This window comes from Virgibacillus sp. Bac330 (assembly GCF_003667845.1).
GTDB lineage: Bacteria > Bacillota > Bacilli > Bacillales > Amphibacillaceae > Virgibacillus > Virgibacillus chiguensis.
Window position 1 is genome coordinate 1,865,464 of the sequence record NZ_CP033048.1, and the last position, 18,257, is coordinate 1,883,720.

The window sequence follows — 18,257 nt, forward strand, 5'->3', positions numbered from 1 at the left end:
AATACCATTTAAAAAATCAGCTTATCGCCAATTTTTTATGGCAAAACATAATTTTTTTCTTATACTATAACCCTTAAAACTTGTATTTTCCTATAATCGAGTAGGAGGGGGCGACTAACCCCCGACCTCTCACACCACCGTACGTACGGTTCCGTATACGGCGGTTTCATTTAAGTCCAACGCATCGTTTGATATCGTTTATGTAGACTCTTTAAGCCTAGGTTTGACCAGTATCGATCACCTAATGCTCTATGTAAGATCGGACTTTTAGCTATACGCCAATAAGCCTTTCTCGTGTTTGCCCACTCCCATGCTTTTCCTTTACTAATTCCAAGTTTTATTAAATTCTTGTATTTTGTTTTGACTTTCTTCCATTCTTTCCAGCGTATCATTCGCATCCTTCTTCGAATCCAGCTATCCAAAACTTCAAATATAGAGGGCGTCTCTGCTAGCTGATAGTAGCCTAGCCAACCTACTAAGTATCGATTTAGCTTTGCGATTCTATCCTGCATATTCATAGACTTCTTTCTTGAGGTTAGTTCTCTGACAAGCTGTTTAAAGCGTTTGATACTTTCTTTAGAAACCCGAATCTTTGGGTTCTCTTTATGGAATGTGAAAGAAAATCCTAGGAATTTACGCTTCCATGGGCGGTCTACTGCACTTTTCTGTTCATTTACTTTTAATTTGAGTTTTCCTTCGATAAATGTAGTGATACTTTTCATCACTCGCGATCCCGCTCTCCTCGATTGAACATATATGTTACAGTCGTCCGCATAACGGACGAAATGGAGCCCCCTTCGCTCTAATTCTTTATCTAGCTCATCTAAAACGATGTTGGATAGCAACGGACTTAATGGTCCGCCTTGAGGGGCTCCTTCTGTGTTTGGTTGAACGATTCCGTCCTCCATAATGCCAGCTTGGAGATACCTACGTATAAGTTTAAGTACTCTCGGATCTTTGACCTTTTGGCTCAGTTTCCTCATTAATCGGTCGTGATGTACTTTATCAAAGAATTTCTCTAAATCCATGTCTATAACCCAGCGATAGCCATCTTTCATATAGCTTCTCGCTTTCCTAACCGCGTCATGTCCTCGTCTGTTTGGGCGAAAACCATAACTATGTTCAGAAAATGTTGCGTCATAGATGGTTGTTAGAACTTGTGCGATTGCTTGTTGGATGAAACGGTCTAGCACGGTAGGAATTCCTAGCTTCCTCACTCCGCCGTTTGGTTTCGGGATTTCGACACGGCGAACGGGTTGAGGATAGTAGGTACCTGATTCGAGTTGTTCTCGAACGGAAGCCCAGTGTTCCATGAGATGCGCTCGTAGGTTTTGTACGGGCATTTCATCCACACCGTGGCTTCCTTTGTTACGTTCGACACGTTTCAGTGCACATATTAAGTTTTCTCGTGATAGAATGCTTTCCAACATGATATCTAACTCCTACGTGAATGGCTCTTTCTTCTTGTGTGGCAATTTCTCTCAGCCCTTCTAGTGTCCCCCACGGGATTCACCGCTTCCTTCACTAGGAAGGTTTTCTTGTTTCTGCTTCATCAAGTATTGCGTACTCCGAAGCGACCATTCTTCTTCAATGATTCAGCCCTTCCTAGAAATATCTAGTACTACGGCTTCGGCTGACTTCTGACAGTTCAGCGAACACTTACATGTTCGGTTACGGCGTGTGCACCGCTTTTCTGTCAGATCTCCCGGGGTAAGCACACATTCTTCCTCTCCATATCCCCACTTCATTTACTCTGTGTACCCTTTGGCAGTAAGGACTTTGACTTGTTGTGCAGTCTCATCCAAGTACACCTAGCCTTCTATGAAGTTCGTGTTCCTAAGGGCGGAGATTTGCCGCCGACTTCCTTCAGATTCTGGGTCACCCCAGACACCCTTGTCTTAGGCTAACCACTACTACTGCCTTCGTGGTTCGGGACTCGAACCCTAGAGAATGTGTGCATGCCTGGCACACGCATAAAAAAACGAATGCACATATGCATCCGTTTTTTATAGTTATTCCTTCTCCAGCTCGACATTTTTAGCTGGTGAAAAGGTAGAAATAGCATGTTTAAAAATTAATTGCTGTTTACCATCTGTTTCAATTAAAACCGTGAAATTGTCGAATCCTTTAATAACACCTCTTAATTGAAACCCATTCGTTAAAAAAATTGTGACAGCTATACGGTTTTTACGAAGCTGATTTAAGTATTGGTCCTGAATATTTACAGATTGAGCCATTATACTTCCTCCTCATTTCTATCTATACTATAATTAGTTCGACCTAGCTTTGAATAAATCCTGCAAGATCATCTAAAATATTTCTTAATTTTTCATCAATGGACACACTAGAAACATCATACCAAGATACATCCATTTTATTGCGAAACCAAGTATATTGCCTTTTAGCATATCTTCTAGAATTTTGCTTTAAAGTTGCAATAGCTTCAGTTAAAGATATTTCGTTTTTGAAATAAGGGAGAAATTCTTTATAGCCGATCGCTTGCATAGATTGTTTATGAGCATACCCCCTACTATACAATTGATAAGCTTCTTCTACCAGACCTTTTTCTATCATATCATCTACACGCTTATTAATTCGATCATATAATTTTTCACGGTCCATTTCCAATCCTATGATTTTATAATCATACGGTGACTTTCCACTTTGTTGTTGCTGGTATTCTGACATTCGTTTTCCTGTTGTTTCATAGATTTCTAACGCACGCACAACACGCCGATAGTTGTTTGGATGAATTTTTTTTGCCTGTTGTGGATCAACCTTCTTCAACCTTTCATACAAAGAGTGGATACCATTTAACTCTATTTCTTTATTTAATTGACTAATTATTTCATTATTACGCTCATACGTTGCAAAATTATAACCATAGAGAGCAGCCTGCACATACAAACCACTTCCACCAACTAATATAGGTAACTTGTTCTTGGCTGCTATTATTTCTATGTAATGGTCTACATGCTGTTTAAAATCAGCCACAGAGAACGATTCATCGGGGCGTTTTATATTAATCATATAATGTGGAATGTTTTTCATTTCATCCTTTGTCACTTTTGCAGTCCCAATATCCATTCCTTTATAGATTTGCATAGAATCTCCGCTAATAATCTCACCATTATAATGTTTAGCTATTTCAATACTAAGTTTTGTTTTACCTACCGCAGTTGGACCTACGATAGCAATAAGTTTTTTTTTCATTCGTATTCCCCTATATACACACGTTACTGTTTTAAATAAGCTCTAAGCATCCAAGTATATTTTTCAAATGCTCCTTGTATACCAATAAGTAAGTCTTCTGTTGGGCTGTCATTTAACTCTACAGCTTTTGGTAGTCCTTGTGTCTTAATTTCCATTATTATTTGCAGCAAATCTTGCAGCAACTGCTGCATTATTTCTTGTTCTTCATCATCTGCAGTTGCTTCTTCTATAGTTGATTCTTTCAAATATTTTACCATCGTAGCTAAAGGTTTTCCATCTATCATTAGTATACGCTCAGCTATCTCATCAATATTATGAGCTACCTTCAAGTACATATGTTCAAACTGCTGATGGAGAGTTAAAAAATTGCTCCCTTGAATAAACCAATGGTATCGGTGCAGTTTCACATAAAGAACAAATTGATTAGACAGTAGTTGATTAAGAAAATTTACAAGCTGTTGATTTTTCACCATACACACCTCTTCCAGTTTTCCATAGTATGGTAAACTGAAAGCAACTTTATACATTTTCACATCACACGTTTAAACATTTTTTCTAATTCATAAGTGGAAAAATGAACGATAATAGGTCTTCCATGCGGACAAGTAAATGGGTCTGTAGTTTGTCGTAAATGTTCAAGTAATTGTGTCATTTCTTCATCATTTAAATAATGGTTAGCTTTAATAGAACGTTTACAGGACATTAAAATGGCCGCTTCTTCTCGAATCTTTTCCACATCAATCTTCTCATCTTTTATTAGCTGTTCAACCATTTCCCGAATAATTGCTTCTTCTTGTCCAGCAGGGAACCAGCTGGGGTGTGAACGAATAACATACGTTTGTTGACCAAATGGTTCGAAAAAAAGTCCTGCTGCTTGTAATGTTTCTTTATACGCCTCCACCCAAATTGCTTCTTCTTTAGAAAATTCAAATGTTAATGGAATGAGTAATTGCTGCAAATTATTCATAGGCTGACCGAGTTTTTGTTTAAAAAACTCATATTTCACTCGCTCTTGAGCAGCATGCTGATCAATCATGTACAGCCCATTTTCATTTTGCGCCAAAATGTATGTGCCTTGTAATTGTCCAATTGGATACATAATCGGAACACGTGGTTCAAGTTTCTCGTTTCTCTCTTGTTCTGCTATTTTCTCACCTGTATCTGTGCACACATTCCTATCTATATACTCTTTTTCCTGCTGCATTTCACGTGCACGCACTACGGCGGTTGGCTCCATTTCGTTGTCAGTATACTCGATATGATCACTTTCTTGCTCCCTAGCAGCTTCATTTAGCCCTTTAGATGAAATGTTTTCAACAACTGGTTCACGAACGCCAGCCGGGTAATTCCACTGTTCTAGTTCTGAGCTAGATGGTGTAAAATCAAAACTATGTTGTATGGACTTTGATTTAGGTACAGATTTCTGTTCCATTTCAGGAATTAAGGTTGCTCCCCGAAATGTATCTTTAATGGTTTGCTCAATTGCTTGAAATAATTCTTTATCCTTACTAAAACGCACTTCTAATTTAGTGGGATGGACATTAACATCTACCAGAATAGGGTCCATTTGTATAGAAAGAACAACAATAGGTGAACGTCCAATAGGCAACAATGTATGATAGCCTTGGATAATCGCTTTATTTAATGCAATGCTTTTTATATATCTTCCATTAATGATGGTTGACATATAGTTTCTAGAGGATCTCGTCACTTCTGGTTTAGCAATAAATCCACTAATAGAAAAGTCGAGTGTTTCGTGCTTAACAGGTAACATATGCTTTGCTACATTCATTCCATATACCTGAGAAATAACTTGTAATACATCACCTGTTCCTGCTGTTTTAAAGATGTTCTTTCCATTATGTGTGACGTCAAATCTTATTTCTGGATGTGACAAAGCCAAACGATTTAACAGATCTGTAATATGCCCTAACTCGGTATGAATGGTTTTCATATATTTTAGACGTGCAGGCGTATTAAAAAATAACTCCGATACCGTAATTTCTGTCCCTTTTCGTGCAGCTGATTTATGTTTATCAATTAGTTTACCGCCTTCTAAAGTTAAATGTGTGCCAGCGTGTTCTCCTGTAGAAGTTTGAACCGTTAGTTTGCTGACAGAAGCTATACTTGCAAGCGCCTCGCCACGAAAACCAAGGGTTCGAACGTGAAATAAATCTGTCTCATTCTTTATTTTGCTTGTTGCATGCCTCAAGAATGCTGTTTCACAATCTTCTTCTAACATCCCGTCGCCATTGTCAGTTACTTTAATAACTTGTAAACCCGCTTCTTTTATCTCAACTTTTACCCACGTGCTGTTTGCATCAATGCTATTTTCAACGAGCTCTTTCACAACGGATGCAGGACGCTCAACAACTTCACCTGCTGCAATTTTATTAGCAAGAGAATCCGGCATTTGTATAATTCGCATGCAAATAACTCCTTTTACTGCAAATTTCGTTTGTTCCATCGTATATGTTTTTTTGAGATCGGTTAAAAATGTCAATCTATCACATGATTTATTTTCGTGCCTTTTTTTGCAGTTGATATAACATATTCATCGCTTCTAGAGGGGTTAAAGCGAATAAATCTATGTCTTTTAACTCTTGTACCACTTTTTCATATTGACTTTTATGTTTAGAAACTAGCTTCTCTTCTTCAGTAAAGAAAGACAATTGTCCTGTACCCTCAACAGAAGCAGCTTGTTCCGCCTTCACTTTGACTTCAGATTTAGCCTCCATGTTTCCTTCTAGTTCTTTTAAAATTTCACTAGCCCGAGTAATTAAACTATTAGGTAAGTTTGCAAGCTTAGCTACATGGATACCGTAACTTTCGTCAGCAGGTCCTTCTTTAATTTGATGGAGAAATACAACATTTCCTTCATGCTCTTCCGCTCTAACATGAACATTTTTTAAGTGAGATAACGTATTAGCTAGATCTGTCAGTTCGTGATAATGTGTTGAGAATAGCGTTTTTGCTTGGATATGATTATGAATATATTCAATGATCGCCTGCGCTAAAGCCATCCCATCATATGTGCTTGTCCCTCTCCCAATTTCATCAAATAAAATCAAGCTTTGCTCAGTCGCATTAGTGATCGCATGATTTGCTTCGAGCATTTCCACCATAAATGTACTTTGACCAGCAACTAAATCATCTGCCGCACCAATTCGCGTGAAGATTTGGTCAAAAATTAAAAGTTGAGCCGATTCACAAGGTACAAAACAACCTATTTGTCCCATAATAACAGTTAATGCCAATTGACGCATATAAGTGCTTTTCCCTGACATGTTCGGCCCTGTTATTAGCAAAATATGATTTTGTGCATCTAAAGTGATATCATTAGGTACAAAAGTGCCATCATCCATCACTTGCTCAATCACTGGGTGCCTACTCTGTTTAATTTCTAACTTTTGTTTATCAAATGTAGGGCGAACATAATTGTTAGATTCACTCACAGTTGCAAACCCTTGTAGCACATCTACATAACTTACTTGTTCAGCTAAACGTTGCAATTCTGGGATGAAAACTTTAATTTGTTCACGAATTCCAATAAAAAGTTGATATTCCAATTCGACGCTCTTTTCTTCTGCTTCTAATATAAGCTGCTCTTTTTCCTTTAATTCTGGTGTAATATATCTCTCTGCATTTGTTAATGTTTGTTTTCTTTCATAACGCCCTTCAGGAAGTAAATGCAAGTTAGCTTTCGTTACCTCAATATAATATCCAAACACACGGTTATAACCGATTTTTAATGATTTAATACCGGTTGCTTGTTTTTCTTTTTGTTCCAGTTCAGCAATCCACTGCTTTCCATTTCTTGATGCATCTCTATATGTATCTAATTGCTCGTTATAACCGTCTTTAATAATGCCGCCTTCTTTAATCGAAATCGGCGGATCGTCTACGATACTTGCCTCCAGTATATCTATGATTTTGGGTTCTATATATAACTGGTCTGCTAATTTATAAAGTTCCGGCTGAGAGAATTGTTGTAAAAGTTGTTTCAGAACTGGAATCCTTTGTAGCGAACTCTTTAGTTGTTGTAAATCACGTGCATTGACATTACCAAAAGCAATTCGTCCCGCAAGCCTTTCTAAATCATATACCGATTTTAACGTTTCTCTTATTGCATCTCGTTCCATAAACTGTGCATAAAAGCCTCCAACAATTTGAAGCCGTTTTTCAATTTCCTGCGCGTTTAAAAGTGGGCGCTCTAACCATTTTTTTAACATTCTCGATCCCATAGCTGTAACGGTTTTATCGAGGACCCATAGTAAACTACCATACTTTTCTTTTTTCATTAACGTTTCCGTAAGTTCTAAATTCCGCTTTGAATACATATCTAATGATAAGTGATGTTGTAGTGCAATAACTTGTGCTTGTTGCATATGATCAAGCGAACGCTTTTGTGTGTGTTGAACATAATTTAGTATTCTGCTAAAAGCTGTTAATAGTCTTTCATCATCAATGTTTTCACATAAACTACGGTATTCTGCATTAAAGGTCACTTCATCCTGATAAGATAAGGTAACATGTAGCCTTGATTTTAACTGCTTTTGTAATTCCTCGGGCAATTTAGAGGAAACAACAATTTCTTTAATCGGTTGATTATATAATTCATGAATTACCCCGTCCCACCCATGTTCAATTAAAGCCAGTTGGTTTTCACCTGTCGACAAATCACTATATACTATTACATAGCTACTATCAAAATGAGACAAACTGGCAATATAATTGTTTTCTTTTTCATTTAGCATAGCTTTTTCCATAACCGTCCCAGGTGTAATTAATTGAATCACTTCCCGTTTTACTACACCTTTAGCTGTTTTAGGGTCTTCTACTTGCTCACAAATTGCAACTTTATAGCCTTTTTCGATTAAAATTTTGATGTAATTCTCCGCGGAATGATAAGGAACCCCGCACATTGGAACAGGATTAGGACTGTTCGAATCCCGTTTTGTCAGCGTTATTTCTAACTCTCTTGCGGCTTGAATAGCATCCTCAAAAAACAGTTCATAAAAATCACCTAAGCGAAAAAACAAGAACGCATCCTTATAAGATTTTTTTATATTTAAATATTGCTTCATCATTGGTGTTTGTTTTGCCATGTTTGTTCCTCCAAAAAACCGTAAATTATTCTTATGTCATTATAGCATACAATTAGCAGTACTTTCGATCATTCAAGTAAGAGTCTTTAATCGTATAAACTTGAAAAAAGGTTGCATATCATTAAGACCGAGCCAGCCTTTACGGCGATGAAACGACGTCATTTTGTTTATACGATAGAGCCAAATTTTTACACTTTTCTATATCGCAAAAAAATTACGAGGAAGGTATCTCCTCGTAATCCGGTTAATCTTTATTTAAGAAATCTGGTTCTACTTCTTCCAATTCGTCATCTGTAAGTTCTACATCCCAAACTTCATCTTCGTCATCATCAACATATTCACGCTTTGGATCCACACGAACCGCAACTTTTGTATCGCCGATAATTTGGACAATAAATTCCCTTTCAATCTCTACTACTATTTTATGCCCTTTGTTTTCAATTGTACAATTTAAGCAATTCGGCTGTTGAACAACTTTGGCTATTACATCAAAGTCATCATTTAAGCAGTTTTCATCTTTTATCGATAATGGTACTTTATCGCTGTAGGTAACCCTCTCGGTAATAGCTTCTGTTTTTGTGTTGTCATTATACGAATACCAAATGTTAATTTCATAACTTCCATTTATCTCTACAGTATCTTGTGATTTTTTCTTTGCATTATACAAATGGTTAATAACCCAACAACCTAAAATACTTGAAGGTCTATGTGATGGTGTAACGGAATGGGTTGCTTGTGAGAACTTACGACCTTTGCCACAAACCGCTTTCGTTATGATCTCTCTATATTCTTTATCTAAAAAAGACATAATTACCTATACCTCCTCTTTTTTCATAGTCAGTTTATGCAAGACAAATACCTAAAGTGCATAATGAAAAGAAAATAGAAAAGGAAGTAGGAAAAAACGAGCAGCGTTAACACCAACTTGTCGCTTTAACTGAGAGATAAAACTCTAGTTGGCGTTTTAAGTGCAGTGGCTGTAGAAATGAAGTAACAGGTAACAGTACTTTACATTTTTCACTAGCAACCCATGGACGGATTAAAATTTATTTGCTAATGGCTACAACCTAATTTTGTTCTTATTTTCGAACCTGTTTCTCCAGTTAAAACATCTCCACCTGTAGATTCAATTACTTGATTGGTAACTTCTCTTGCAATGGTAGCAGTAATTAACTGTAAAACATCATTAACAACAACTTGTATTTCTTTAAACTCCTGTACAACAGGAATTCCATCAATTTCTGATTGAAAAATATCCAGTTGTTCTTCTACTTTTTTTAGAGCTTCATGTTTTTCATAAGCTTGTAAATTAACAGCTTGCTTTTGTAATGCTTTAATCTTTGTTATTAATTGTTGTACTTTTTTATTTTCATTAATTTTCGCTTCCACTTGCTTAAAATGTTCAATTTCTTCTGTGTTTGCTAACATATTCGCAAGTTTTTTCGCTTCATCCAGCACCTGTTTACGTGTATACTCTGCCATTGTTATTCCACCCCTATTGTATTTTCAATCATAACACCGTCTAAAGACCATGTTTTAGCTTCTGTAATTTTCACGTCTACAATCTGCCCAATTGCAGACTTTGGTCCTTTAAAGTTAACGAGTTTATTTCTTTCCGTATACCCAGCTAAAACTTCTGGATCTTTTTTGCTTTCACCCTCTACAAGTACTTTTACGACTTGATCCTGATACGTTTTCATAGACGCAGCAGACTGCCTATTGACAAGCTCATTTAAGCGATATAGTCGTTGCTTTTTTACCTCTTCTGGAACATTATCTTTCTTCCTAGCTGCTGGAGTCCCTTCACGTGGTGAATAAATAAAGGTATACGCTGCTTCGAAACCCACTTCTTCCATTAGAGTCATCGTTTCTTCAAACTGCTCTTCCGTTTCATTTGGAAATCCAACAATAATATCTGTCGTTAACGTTGCATTCGGCATCGCTGCACGAATTTTCCTAACGAGTTCTAAATACGATTCTCTCGTATATTTCCGATTCATTTTCTTCAAAATTTCACTACTGCCTGACTGGACTGGCAAATGAATATGATCTAACAGATTTCCTCCTTTTGCCAATACTTCAATTAAGCGATCATCAAAATCTCTAGGATGCGATGTCGTAAAACGAATTCTTGGGATATCAATTTTGCGAAGTTCATCCATTAAATCACCTAAACCATATGTCATGCCGTCTAAATCTTTTCCGTAAGCATTTACGTTTTGCCCTAATAAGGTTACCTCTTTATAACCTTGAGCAGCTAAATGTCGAACTTCTTGGATGATATCTTCTGGAAGGCGACTTCGTTCTTTTCCACGCGTCATTGGTACAATACAATACGTACAGAACTTATCACAACCGTACATAATGTTAACCCATGCTTTTATTTTTCCTTTTCGCGCTTTTGGAAGGTTCTCAATGACGTCGCCTTCTTTAGACCACACTTCAACAATTTTTTCTTTACCAAACATTGCTTCTTTCACAAGATGTGGTAACCGATGTATATTATGAGTACCAAAAATCAAATCCACATGCTGGTGTTTCTTCAATATCCGATTTACCACAGATTCTTCTTGGGACATGCAACCGCAAACACCAAGGATTAAATCTGGCTTTTCTCGTTTTAACGCTTTTAAATGTCCAATTTCACCAAATACTTTATTCTCAGCATTTTCTCTAATTGCACAAGTATTCAACAAAATAATATCAGCAGCATTTGTTTCAGAAGTAGATATATAACCCATTTCGGTAAGAATTCCAGCCATTACTTCCGTATCATGCTCATTCATTTGGCAACCATATGTACGAATTAAAAACTTCTTCCCTTCCCCGATATTTTCCATGTCTTCGGGAATAGAAAAATCGTAATGGACATTCACTTTATCTCTTCCACGTTTACGTGCTTTATTTAGATTTGGTGGTTCATAAGTTGTTTTGAAATACTTGGAAATTAAATCTTCACTAGAAGTATTTTTAATACGCTCCATATTATCCATACTGGATTTTACGTCCGTTGGATTTGTTTCCTTAATTTGTGCTTGTTGCTTACGTTGTTGCTCGTTCATAATGATCTCCTTTCATTTTGTGTAAACCACAATAACCTTTTACGGTCATGAATACTCACTTTATCAGATGACTTATTTGTTTACATTCATTTATTATAAATGCTATATTCGAAATAAACAACAGTTGGCCTTTTGAGATTCCAGTTATCTATTGGTTAGAAAGATTTAGACAAAAGAATTTTCCCTGCTTGCCAATAACTTATAAGAGATTTGTATACCCCATTTTTTCCGAATTCTCTCTCACTTCAATCTACGGAACATAAATTTATATAGAACAATGACTACAAATTTTTGGAATAAAAATAGTGTTGCGTAAGTACGCAACACTTAATTAAACATATCCCATATTAAAAATTATCTGGGCTCTACAATTAATTTAATTGCTGTACGCTCTTCTTCATCAATTAAAATATCTGTAAAAGCCGGAATACAAATAAGATCAACCCCACTTGGTGCAACAAATCCTCTAGCAATCGCTACCGCTTTAACAGCCTGGTTTAATGCACCAGCTCCAATAGCCTGAATCTCCGCTGAGCCACGTTCTCTTAACACATTCGCAAGTGCACCTGCTACTGAATTTGGATTTGATTTTGCTGACACTTTTAATACTTCCACCACTAGTACCTCCTTCATTTAAACTATTCTAGTTCTACTTATACTATATTCTTGGAGATGTTAGCTTATTACCCTTATTATGCATTAATAATTCTTAACATTCAAATAATCTATCTTTAACATTTTTTCAATTACAGTTTATCCTCATAATTCTAGCTTGAATAGAAACAAACCAATATTTTTATGACCCTATTTCCATGCATTTTATTTATGGAAAATGCGCCATACTAACCTTACATAAATGGATGATCTTCATTAATTAGAATACGCTCGATTTTATGGGCTTTTCCTGTTTTCGTATCAATGGTTACAACACAACCATTTAATTGAGCCCTGCCCTGTTTTGGTACTTCAAAACGAACTGGCATAGATGTTAAAAAGCGTTGAATTACAGCTTCTCTTTCCATTCCCAAAATACCATCGTAAGGTCCTGTCATGCCAGCATCTGACAGATACGCTGTACCATTTGGTAAAATACGCTCATCCGCTGTTTGTGTATGCGTATGTGTGCCAATAACAGCGCTCACTCGTCCATCCACATACCATCCAAATGCTTGTTTCTCACTTGTTGCTTCTCCATGAAAATCAACAAATATAATGTTTGTACGTTGTTTTGCTTCTTTTATTAATCCATCTGCTACGGAAAAAGGGTCATGAATTGGTGGCAAAAAAGTTCTTCCTTGCAAACTAATTACAGCAACTTCAATTCCATTAATATTTACATATACGATACCTTTACCCGGATTGTTAGTTGGAAAATTTGCTGGACGAATCATTTTGTTTGCGTTATCAATGAAATCATAGATTTCCTTTTTATCCCATGTATGATTTCCCATTGTAACTACTTGCGCTCCCCATCCTAGTAGCTGCTTATAAATCTTTTCTGTAATCCCTTTACCTGAAGCAGCATTTTCACCATTTACTATCGTAAGGCTAGGTCGATACTTTTCTTTTAATTTTGGCAAATAATATTGGACCATGTCTCTGCCAGGAGAACCAACAACATCGCCAATAAATAATATTTTCATTGTCTTGTCTCATCCTATCTATTTTCGTATCATTAGTTTTTCATATTCATAAATGAATGTCAAAAATAAAAAGCAGTCCGAAGACCACTTTTTATTTAGCATATTCCACTGCACGAGTTTCTCGAATTACTGTAACCTTAATATGTCCAGGGTAGTCCAGTTCGCCTTCAATTTTCTTACGAATATCTCTTGCAATTCGAACGGATTCTACGTCGTCAATTTCATCTGGTTTTACCATAATTCGAATCTCTCTTCCAGCTTGAATGGCAAATGATTTTTCTACACCTACAAACGACTCGGAAATTTCCTCCAATTTTTCTAAACGTTTAATATAATTTTCCAACGTCTCACTTCTTGCTCCAGGTCTCGCCGCAGATAATGCGTCAGCAGCAGCTACAAGCACTGAAATAATGGAAGTAGGTTCTTCATCGCCATGGTGTGAAGCAATAGAATTGATAACAACTTCATGCTCTTTGTATTTCACAGCAAGTTCTTTACCAATTTCCACGTGACTTCCTTCTACCTCATGATCAATGGCTTTCCCTATATCATGAAGCAGTCCAGCTCTTCTTGCCAACATTTCATCTTCACCAAGTTCAGCAGCAAGCAAACCAGCTAGATAAGCTACTTCCGTGGAATGTTTTAACACATTTTGTCCATAGCTTGTCCGATATTTCAAACGTCCAAGAATTTTAATTAAGTCTGGATGTAAGCCGTGCACTCCCACTTCAAACGTTGTCTCTTCACCAATTTCTCGAATATGATTATCCACATCACGCCTTGCTTTATCCACCATCTCTTCAATGCGAGCGGGGTGGATACGTCCGTCCTGAACGAGTTTTTCTAAGGCCAAACGAGCTGTTTCTCTTCGTATAGGATCGAATCCTGATAGTATAACTGCTTCTGGAGTATCATCAATAATCAAGTCAATTCCTGTTAACGTTTCTAAGGTTCTTATATTTCTTCCTTCTCGCCCAATAATACGCCCTTTCATCTCGTCATTAGGAAGGTTTACAACCGATACTGTGGTTTCAGCAACGTGGTCAGCAGCACAACGCTGCAGAGCTAACGATAGGATGCTTTTAGCTTTTTTATCTGCTTCTTCTTTCGCACGATTTTCTGCCTCTTTAATAATTAGAGCAGATTCATGAGCAACTTCTTGTTCTACACGCTCTAAAATAATTTGTCTAGCCTGGTCTGTTGTATACCCTGAAATGCGTTCAAGCTCAGTTTGCTGCTCTTGTATCATAGCTTCCACTTTGCTTTCCATTTCTTCAATTTGTTGTTGTTTGTCTGCTAACGACTGTTCTCTTTTTTCTAAATTAAGTTCTCGCTGATCTAACGATTCACTTTTCTTGTCCAAATTTTCTTCTTTATGCATCAGACGATTTTCTTGTTTTTGTACTTCGTTTCTTCTCTCTCGAAGTTCATCTTCTGTTTGCTGCCGAAGTTTATGATTTTCATCCTTCGCTTCAAGAAGGGCTTCTTTCTTTGAAGCTTCTGCATTCCGGTGTGCTTCATCAACGATTTGTTTAGCAAGCGTTTCGGCACTCGAAATTTTTGCTTCAGCAATAGACTTACGAATCAGATAACCAACAACAATACCGACGATTAGGATTACAAGCAAAATGGAGATGAGCATTAGACTGTCCATGATTTCACCTCCTCTTGCTATAAAGTTGTACATCAATTATTGTCGGCATGTAAAAGTTTCAATGCGTTAAATAACCATATAATATATCATATAGATGATAAATTTATACAAATTTAATTTTAATTGTGTATGGAGAGAATGTCAAGGAAACGTCACAACTTCATACAATATGTTGGTAAATAATGCTATGAAACATCCAACTAGCTACTGCGATTGCTATTGTCTTGAGAAGTGTACATATCGTTACGTAATAGATGTTTTAGTAGCTTTTGGTTAAATAGTTCAAGAGGTTAAGAATTAATTAAATAGAACTTTTGTCATAGCATTAAAATGTTCTCTTTGCGGTTTATGCTACCCTCCTGTTATAGGAAAATAAAAATCAAAACCACCTCTTGCATTTAGCAATAGGTGGTTAGTAGATTATACATCTAAACTTTCTTGATTAAACTCTTTTGTTTCTTCTTCGTCTGGTTGATCATCCAAATTATAATGCTGCCTAATTAATGCGTGAATTTCAGCCTGCATATCTGTGTTTTCTTTCAAAAACTGCTTGGCATTTTCACGTCCTTGGCCAAGTCTTTCTTCATTATAAGAGTACCAAGCACCACTTTTTTGAACAATATCTAAGCTAGAACCAATGTCTAGTATTTCGCCCTCTTTAGAAATACCTTCTCCATACATTATATCTACTTCTGCTTGTTTAAATGGCGGTGCAACTTTGTTTTTTACAACTTTAATTCTTGCCTTGTTTCCTACCATATCATTTCCTTGCTTCAACGACTCAGCACGGCGAACTTCAAGGCGTACAGATGAGTAAAATTTTAGCGCACGACCTCCAGGAGTCGTCTCCGGATTACCAAACATAACGCCCACTTTTTCACGAATTTGATTAATAAAAATAGCCGTAGTCTTCGATTTGTTAATAGCACCAGATAGTTTTCTTAATGCCTGTGACATTAAACGAGCTTGAAGCCCAACATGCGAATCTCCCATTTCACCTTCAATTTCAGCTTTCGGAACGAGTGCAGCAACGGAATCAATAACAATAATGTCAACAGCGCCACTACGAACTAGGGCTTCTGCAATTTCTAAAGCTTGTTCTCCTGTATCTGGTTGTGAGAGTAATAATTCTTCAATATTCACGCCTAAAGCACGAGCATATGTTGGATCAAGTGCATGCTCTGCATCTATAAATGCTGCTTGCCCTCCCTGTTGCTGCGCTTCTGCTATAGCGTGTAAAGCTACGGTCGTTTTACCAGAAGATTCTGGCCCATATATTTCAACAACTCTCCCTCTTGGGTACCCACCAATTCCAAGTGCTACATCTAAAGCTAAGGAACCGCTAGGTATCGTTGCGATTCTTTGTTCAGCTTGCTCCCCTAATTTCATAATGGAACCTTTTCCAAACTGCTTCTCTATTTGTTTTAACGCTGCATCTAAAGCTTGTTTCTTATCACTCAAAACGTCGCCCTCCTTTAATCATCTACTAATATCATACATGCTTTTCGTTTAATTGCCAAGCAAAAAGACGAATAAATGTTCTCATCATTAAAGTGAAAAACAACTACAAAATTAAATTATAGGCTTTTATGAAATTATAAAAACAAAACAAGCCACACCACTCTACAGCAAAATACTATTTTAGTATTTGATATAGTAGTTCAAACCCTTTAAGAACTGTTTTTCTTCGAATAGCATTCCTGTCTCCTGGGAATAAAAACTTCTTAGTAACAAATGTACCATTGTCGTTATAAATAGAAATATAGACTGTACCAACTAGCTTTCCTTCCATCTCAGTGGGGCCAGCCACACCAGTAAAAGCTATTCCTATAGTAGATGAGAATTTAGCAGCTGCTTGCTTTGCCATTGCTTCAGCACATTCTTCGCTAACTGCTCCATTTGTTTCTAAAATCTCTTTTGGCACATGTAACGTATTTTGTTTTGCTGTATTTGTATAAGTAACCATGCTACCTTGAAAAACATTTGATGAACCAGGGGCAGTCGTGATTTTTTCTGCAAACGCTCCGCCAGTCAAACTTTCTGCAGCTGCAACCGTATATTGCTTCGCTAATAATAAATCCACAACTTTTCCTTCTAATGTTTCATGATCTTCACCATACGCGTATTGCCCTACACGTGAAAAAATTTTCACTTTCGTTTCTTGTAACAGCTGATCTGCCTTTTGAAGCGAATCACTTTTGGCTGTTAATCGAATAACAATACCTTCTTCTTGCGCAAGAGGAGCAATTGTAGGATTTGTTTGTTCGTGAATAATATCCTGTAGTTCATGTTCCAGCTTTGATTCACCAATACCAGTAAATTTCAGTAAAACAGATTTAATGATCTCTTTTTTACCCAGAAGTTTTTGTATGGATGGAATCATGTATTCTCTTACTAAAGCTTTCATTTCTTTTGGAACACCCGGGAGAAAAACCCATGTGCAACCATCATATGTTAACTTCATTCCAGGAGCCATTCCTACAGGGTTCATCCAAACTGTTGCTCCTTCAAATACTCTCGCTTGTTTTGGATTATTTGGAGTCATCACTGCCTGCTGCTTTTCAAAATATGCTCGTATTTTACACATGGATGGTTCATGCTCCACTAGAGGAATAGTACTCAATTGCTGAAATGCTTCCCTTGTTAAATCATCTTCTGTTGGTCCCAGACCACCAGTAACAATAACAATATTTGAACGTTTTTGAGCCATTTCAAATGTTTCACGTACACGTTGTAAATTGTCCCCAACAACTGTATGGTGGTACGTGTTAACACCTTGGTTAGCTAACTGCTCAGAGAGCCATTGAGCGTTTGTATTTGCAATTTGTCCAAGTAAAAGTTCAGTACCAACAGCAATTATTTCAGCTTGTAATTCCTTACTCATTTCGAATCCCTCATCACATGCCAATTTTTAATAAAGTAGTCTATGCCAGATAATATTGTAAAGAATAAACTTATATATAGCATGATTTCCCCAAAAGGAAAGCTTATATATGAAAACGGAAAATTATGTAATAACAAAACAGCGATAGCGACCATTTGCGTTGCTGTTTTTATTTTCCCCATATTACCAGCTGCTAGTACTATACCTTCTCCAGAAGCAACAAGGCGAAGCCCTGTAACTGCAAATTCACGACTAATAATAAGAATAACGACCCATGCTGGGGCAACTCCCATTTCTACTAATATAATAAAAGCGGCGGATACAAGCAGTTTGTCTGCAAGTGGATCAAGAAACTTCCCTAAATTTGTAACAAGGTTATATTTTCTTGCGTAATAACCATCCACCCAATCCGTTCCAGCTGCAATTATAAACAATAAAGCAGAAATGAAATGAGATATTGGCAATGCTGTTTCTCCTATTTGCCAGCTTCCCCATGAAAATGGAACACTCATAAGAATGATGAAAATAGGAATTAAAAAAATACGTGATAATGTTAGCTTATTTGGTAAGTTCATTACAATTCCTCCTTCGAAAAACTTGGCTCCTCCAAATCTTTATGACGAAAAAAGCCGTTATTTTTCTTATTGTCAACCCTAAAAAATTATAGTTTAGTATAAAATGATTGACCCTTCC

Annotated in this window: 15 protein-coding genes; all 15 read right to left on the bottom strand. The window is 36.8% G+C overall.

Annotated features, from left to right (window positions below; genetic code table 11):
- Positions 1 to 170 precede the first annotated feature (170 nt).
- Positions 171 to 1,433: a group II intron reverse transcriptase/maturase gene (gene ltrA / locus D9780_RS08730; RefSeq protein ID WP_121639859.1), complete on the bottom strand. Its 1,263-nt coding sequence runs from the start codon at positions 1,431 to 1,433 to the stop codon at positions 171 to 173.
- 579 nt (positions 1,434 to 2,012) lie between these two features.
- A complete protein-coding gene (gene hfq / locus D9780_RS08735; RefSeq protein WP_073004912.1) occupies positions 2,013 to 2,237 on the bottom strand; it encodes an RNA chaperone Hfq in 225 nt (74 codons plus the stop codon).
- Positions 2,238 to 2,280: 43 nt separating this feature from the next.
- Positions 2,281 to 3,213, bottom strand: a complete 933-nt coding sequence (gene miaA, locus D9780_RS08740) for a tRNA (adenosine(37)-N6)-dimethylallyltransferase MiaA (RefSeq protein WP_121639873.1) — start codon at positions 3,211 to 3,213, stop codon at positions 2,281 to 2,283.
- 23 nt (positions 3,214 to 3,236) lie between these two features.
- The gene (locus D9780_RS08745) at positions 3,237 to 3,683 is read right to left on the bottom strand and encodes a Dps family protein (protein WP_121641465.1); all 447 of its coding nucleotides are present in this window, start codon (positions 3,681 to 3,683) and stop codon (positions 3,237 to 3,239) included.
- Positions 3,684 to 3,742: 59 nt separating this feature from the next.
- On the bottom strand, positions 3,743 to 5,641 hold the full coding sequence (gene mutL / locus D9780_RS08750; RefSeq protein WP_121639874.1) for a DNA mismatch repair endonuclease MutL: 1,899 nt from the start codon (positions 5,639 to 5,641) through the stop codon (positions 3,743 to 3,745).
- Between the two features lie 88 nt (positions 5,642 to 5,729).
- Positions 5,730 to 8,321 carry a DNA mismatch repair protein MutS gene (gene mutS, locus D9780_RS08755; protein ID WP_121639875.1) on the bottom strand — a complete coding sequence of 864 codons (2,592 nt, stop codon included), beginning with the start codon at positions 8,319 to 8,321 and terminating at the stop codon, positions 5,730 to 5,732.
- Between the two features lie 244 nt (positions 8,322 to 8,565).
- Entirely contained in the window at positions 8,566 to 9,129 is a 564-nt protein-coding gene (locus D9780_RS08760) for an outer spore coat protein CotE (protein WP_073004920.1), read from the bottom strand.
- Between the two features lie 245 nt (positions 9,130 to 9,374).
- A complete protein-coding gene (locus tag D9780_RS08765) occupies positions 9,375 to 9,803 on the bottom strand; it encodes a YlbF/YmcA family competence regulator (RefSeq protein WP_073004930.1) in 429 nt (142 codons plus the stop codon).
- 2 nt (positions 9,804 to 9,805) lie between these two features.
- Complete coding sequence (gene miaB / locus D9780_RS08770; RefSeq protein ID WP_073004932.1) at positions 9,806 to 11,383, bottom strand: tRNA (N6-isopentenyl adenosine(37)-C2)-methylthiotransferase MiaB; 1,578 nt, start codon at positions 11,381 to 11,383, stop codon at positions 9,806 to 9,808.
- Between the two features lie 354 nt (positions 11,384 to 11,737).
- Positions 11,738 to 11,998 (bottom strand): stage V sporulation protein S, encoded by a 261-nt coding sequence (locus tag D9780_RS08775; protein ID WP_073004934.1) that lies wholly within the window; start codon positions 11,996 to 11,998, stop codon positions 11,738 to 11,740.
- A 233-nt stretch (positions 11,999 to 12,231) separates the two neighbouring features.
- On the bottom strand, positions 12,232 to 13,026 hold the full coding sequence (locus D9780_RS08780; RefSeq protein WP_116279425.1) for a TIGR00282 family metallophosphoesterase: 795 nt from the start codon (positions 13,024 to 13,026) through the stop codon (positions 12,232 to 12,234).
- Positions 13,027 to 13,117: 91 nt separating this feature from the next.
- Positions 13,118 to 14,680, bottom strand: coding sequence for a ribonuclease Y (gene rny / locus D9780_RS08785; protein ID WP_116279426.1), 1,563 nt, complete (start codon positions 14,678 to 14,680; stop codon positions 13,118 to 13,120).
- A gap of 420 nt (positions 14,681 to 15,100) precedes the next feature.
- Positions 15,101 to 16,141, bottom strand: a complete 1,041-nt coding sequence (gene recA, locus D9780_RS08790; protein WP_073004940.1) for a recombinase RecA — start codon at positions 16,139 to 16,141, stop codon at positions 15,101 to 15,103.
- Between the two features lie 175 nt (positions 16,142 to 16,316).
- Positions 16,317 to 17,564, bottom strand: coding sequence for a competence/damage-inducible protein A (locus D9780_RS08795; protein ID WP_121639876.1), 1,248 nt, complete (start codon positions 17,562 to 17,564; stop codon positions 16,317 to 16,319).
- Complete coding sequence (pgsA, locus tag D9780_RS08800) at positions 17,561 to 18,139, bottom strand: CDP-diacylglycerol--glycerol-3-phosphate 3-phosphatidyltransferase (RefSeq protein WP_116279427.1); 579 nt, start codon at positions 18,137 to 18,139, stop codon at positions 17,561 to 17,563. Before pgsA ends, D9780_RS08795 begins: the two co-directional genes overlap by 4 nt.
- Positions 18,140 to 18,257 lie beyond the last annotated feature (118 nt).

Coding starts and splice junctions, on each gene's coding strand:
- miaA (WP_121639873.1), bottom strand. CDS start 3,213: ATGAAAAAAAAACTTATTGCTATCGTAGGTCCAACTGCGGTAGGTAAA.
- miaB (WP_073004932.1), bottom strand. CDS start 11,383: ATGAACGAGCAACAACGTAAGCAACAAGCACAAATTAAGGAAACAAAT.
- hfq (WP_073004912.1), bottom strand. CDS start 2,237: ATGGCTCAATCTGTAAATATTCAGGACCAATACTTAAATCAGCTTCGT.
- D9780_RS08795 (WP_121639876.1), bottom strand. CDS start 17,564: ATGAGTAAGGAATTACAAGCTGAAATAATTGCTGTTGGTACTGAACTT.
- D9780_RS08760 (WP_073004920.1), bottom strand. CDS start 9,129: ATGTCTTTTTTAGATAAAGAATATAGAGAGATCATAACGAAAGCGGTT.
- mutS (WP_121639875.1), bottom strand. CDS start 8,321: ATGGCAAAACAAACACCAATGATGAAGCAATATTTAAATATAAAAAAA.
- pgsA (WP_116279427.1), bottom strand. CDS start 18,139: ATGAACTTACCAAATAAGCTAACATTATCACGTATTTTTTTAATTCCT.
- D9780_RS08780 (WP_116279425.1), bottom strand. CDS start 13,026: ATGAAAATATTATTTATTGGCGATGTTGTTGGTTCTCCTGGCAGAGAC.
- rny (WP_116279426.1), bottom strand. CDS start 14,680: ATGGACAGTCTAATGCTCATCTCCATTTTGCTTGTAATCCTAATCGTC.
- D9780_RS08765 (WP_073004930.1), bottom strand. CDS start 9,803: ATGGCAGAGTATACACGTAAACAGGTGCTGGATGAAGCGAAAAAACTT.
- mutL (WP_121639874.1), bottom strand. CDS start 5,641: ATGCGAATTATACAAATGCCGGATTCTCTTGCTAATAAAATTGCAGCA.